This is a genomic window from Winogradskyella sp., from assembly GCF_016744625.1.
Classification (GTDB): Bacteria; Bacteroidota; Bacteroidia; order Flavobacteriales; family Flavobacteriaceae; genus Winogradskyella.
This window is the reverse complement of sequence record NZ_JADGDZ010000065.1, coordinates 1-2,782: the sequence shown is the minus strand read 5'-3', so window position 1 is coordinate 2,782 and position 2,782 is coordinate 1. Positions and strand designations below refer to the sequence as shown.

At 28.0% G+C, this 2,782-nt stretch carries 3 protein-coding genes; all 3 read left to right on the top strand.

Annotated elements, in window-relative coordinates:
* Positions 1-1,147: oligosaccharide flippase family protein (locus QZZ53_RS12545; RefSeq protein ID WP_296385183.1), on the top strand; the 1,147-nt coding region annotated here is incomplete at its 5' end.
* The gene (locus QZZ53_RS12540; RefSeq protein ID WP_296385181.1) at positions 1,148-2,359 is read left to right on the top strand and encodes a hypothetical protein; all 1,212 of its coding nucleotides are present in this window, start codon (positions 1,148-1,150) and stop codon (positions 2,357-2,359) included.
* The coding region (locus tag QZZ53_RS12535) for a hypothetical protein (protein ID WP_296385179.1) at positions 2,356-2,782 on the top strand (427 nt) is incomplete at its 3' end. The genes QZZ53_RS12540 and QZZ53_RS12535, both read left to right, overlap by 4 nt.

Below are 2,782 nucleotides of genomic sequence, written 5' to 3'. Positions count from 1 at the left end.
TTTTCTATTACCATTAATAGTACTACCATATTTAATTTGTGTGTTGGGAGTCGAAAAGTTTGGATTAACGGCTTTTGCCGCAGCACTAGTTAATTACTTTTTAAACATTACACAGTTTGGGTTTTCACTATCTGCTGTTAGGGATTTATCAAAAAACCAGGATAACCCTCAACGTTTGGAAGAAATCTATAATGCTGTAATTAATACGAAATTTTTTCTTTTAATCTTATCAGCAATAGTATTTGCCCTATTAATTATAATTGTACCTGCATTTTCAGAGTATTATCTTCTTTATATTTTTTCATTTGGTTTAGTTGTCGGAGATGTTCTATTTCCAAAGTGGTTTTTCCAAGGTGTAGAACAAATGAGGTTCATTACTATTATAAATATATTATTTAAGTTAACCTTTTTGATATTAGTCTTTTTATTTATTAAGCAAGAGAGTGATTTTGTCTATGTCCCACTTTTACAATCTATAGGTATCATATTAGGCGGTATCTTTTCATTATTCATAATTTATAAGAAATACGGTATTAGGTATAGACCAGTTGCATTTTCTGAAGTAAAAGCTCAATTAAAATTATCATTTAGTTCTTTTGTAACTCTAATAGTTCCAACATTATATTCTAATACATCGGTTTTTCTACTAGGTATTTTTACTAATAATACTTTAGTAGGATATTTGTCTGGTGCGTTAAGAATTAGCAATGCATTTTCATCATTTAATGCAATTTTAACTAGAACCTTTTATCCGTTTGTGAATAAGACAAAAAACAGTATTAGCAAGGTTAATAATGTAATACTATTGAGTGGTTTATTGGTTTCTATTTTAATGATAGTGACTGCAAAACATACTGTGAGCCTAATATTAGGATTAGATATGCTTAAATCGATACCTTTGGTAATGATTTTGAGTTTAACACCGTTGCTATTGGCTATAAGAACAGTTTATGGTATTAATTTTCTACTAGTAAAAAAGCTTGATAAGTTATATATGAATATAGCTCTGTTCTCATCACTTTTTGGGTTTTTGTTAGCTTTTGTTTTTATTCCTATGTTCACCTATTATGGTGCTGCTATTGTTATAGTTTCTGCTCAATTGTTATATGCGGTTTTGTCTTTCATTTATGCAAAAAAGAATAAGTAAATGAAGTATAACAAGGCACATAAATCATTAATTATTTTTATGCTTTTTAGCATTTTAGTTTTGTTAGTTTATGATTTGTTTAATGAGGTTGATAAAAGGGGAGAAGTAACTGAAGCAAGAGACTTTCCTAGAATCTATAGAATTTTAATACTAATTATTTCTGGGTGGTTTTATCTGCTAATCGATAAAATAAAGAAAGCTAAGTTTAACAGGCAATTAATTGTTATTTACGGATTGATTAGTCTTCATATTATCTACAGTACTTCTTTTGGTATTGATTCTTTAATTAGTTTATCAAAAATATTGTATTTGTTATTTGTTTATCTCTTCTTTTTTAAGTTTTATAGTGTGTTTATGAATAGACAAACTATAAAATATTTAAACTTATTTGTTATAGCCTCAGTTTTAGTTTTATCAGTGCATATTATTGCCAGCAGATTCGGCTTAATAGGCAATGTTAGTACAGTCAAAACTTATGGTAATAATAACGCCTACATACTATTGTCTTTTCTTCCTTTGATACATTTTAACCGAAAATTAAAAATCAAAAGATTTCTAGTAATTATATTAGTTTTAGGTGTTTTTTTAAGCCTAAAAAGAGGCGCAATTGTTGCACTTTTAGGTTGTCTTTTAGGTGCCTATTTTTTTGAAAGAAGAATCTTGCAAAGAAAAGGTATTGTTGAGAAATTGAAGAGAGTCTTTGTATTGGTTTCCTTTGTTGTTCTGTTGTTCTTTTTGTATTCGAAGTTTGCCGATTTATTTATCGAAAGATTAGAAGACTTCTCAGGTGATGATGCATCGATTGGATCTGGAAGAGGAAATATTTATAATTTAATTTGGAAGGATTGGTTCGAGTCCAACGATTTTATTACTTATTTTCTTGGTAAAGGCTACAATAGTGTACAAGTATTAACAAAAATAAGAACAGGTAATGCTTTAATGGCGCATTCTGATGGCTTAAATTTTTTACACAGTTATGGTCTAGTTGGTATTAGTTTGTTGTTAGTTTTTGTTCTAAATCAAATAAAAACTATTAGGAAGTTATTTATAGTTAAAAGCGAATTAGTAATACCGTATTTTATGCTCTTTGTTATTTTCTTTTTTAAATCGATATATTCAGGAAACTTCGAAACGCCTAATTTTATATATTTATTAATAGGTTATGCAATAATTAATGTGTCCCTGAACAACTTAAAAATTAAGCCACAATGAAGTTTATAGAAAAATATAAACAATATGGTTTTATTAACTTTATCCAGAGATTAAGTCTTGGAGTATTGAGAAAATTTGGAATACAAATTAACAAATGGTTAGTTTGTACTCAAGATATAGATGTAGCAAATCAGCAAGAAATTAGTATTAACGAAAACTTCAAGGTGAAAAAACTTTCTTACTCCGATTTTGAAAACTCAAAAAGATTTGATGCGATAAAATTAATGAGTTTTAAGACGAGGTTTACAAAAGAAACCTTTAAAGCTTTTGGTGTATTTGATGATGAACAAGAATTGGCTTATTATTGCTGGATTTCTCTTAAAGAATTTCAATTCAGTAAAAACCTGTATCAAATGAGTCTTTTGGAGTCTCAAGGATTAATGTTTGATGCCTTTTGTTTTTCTGAGTTTAGAGGAAAAAAAT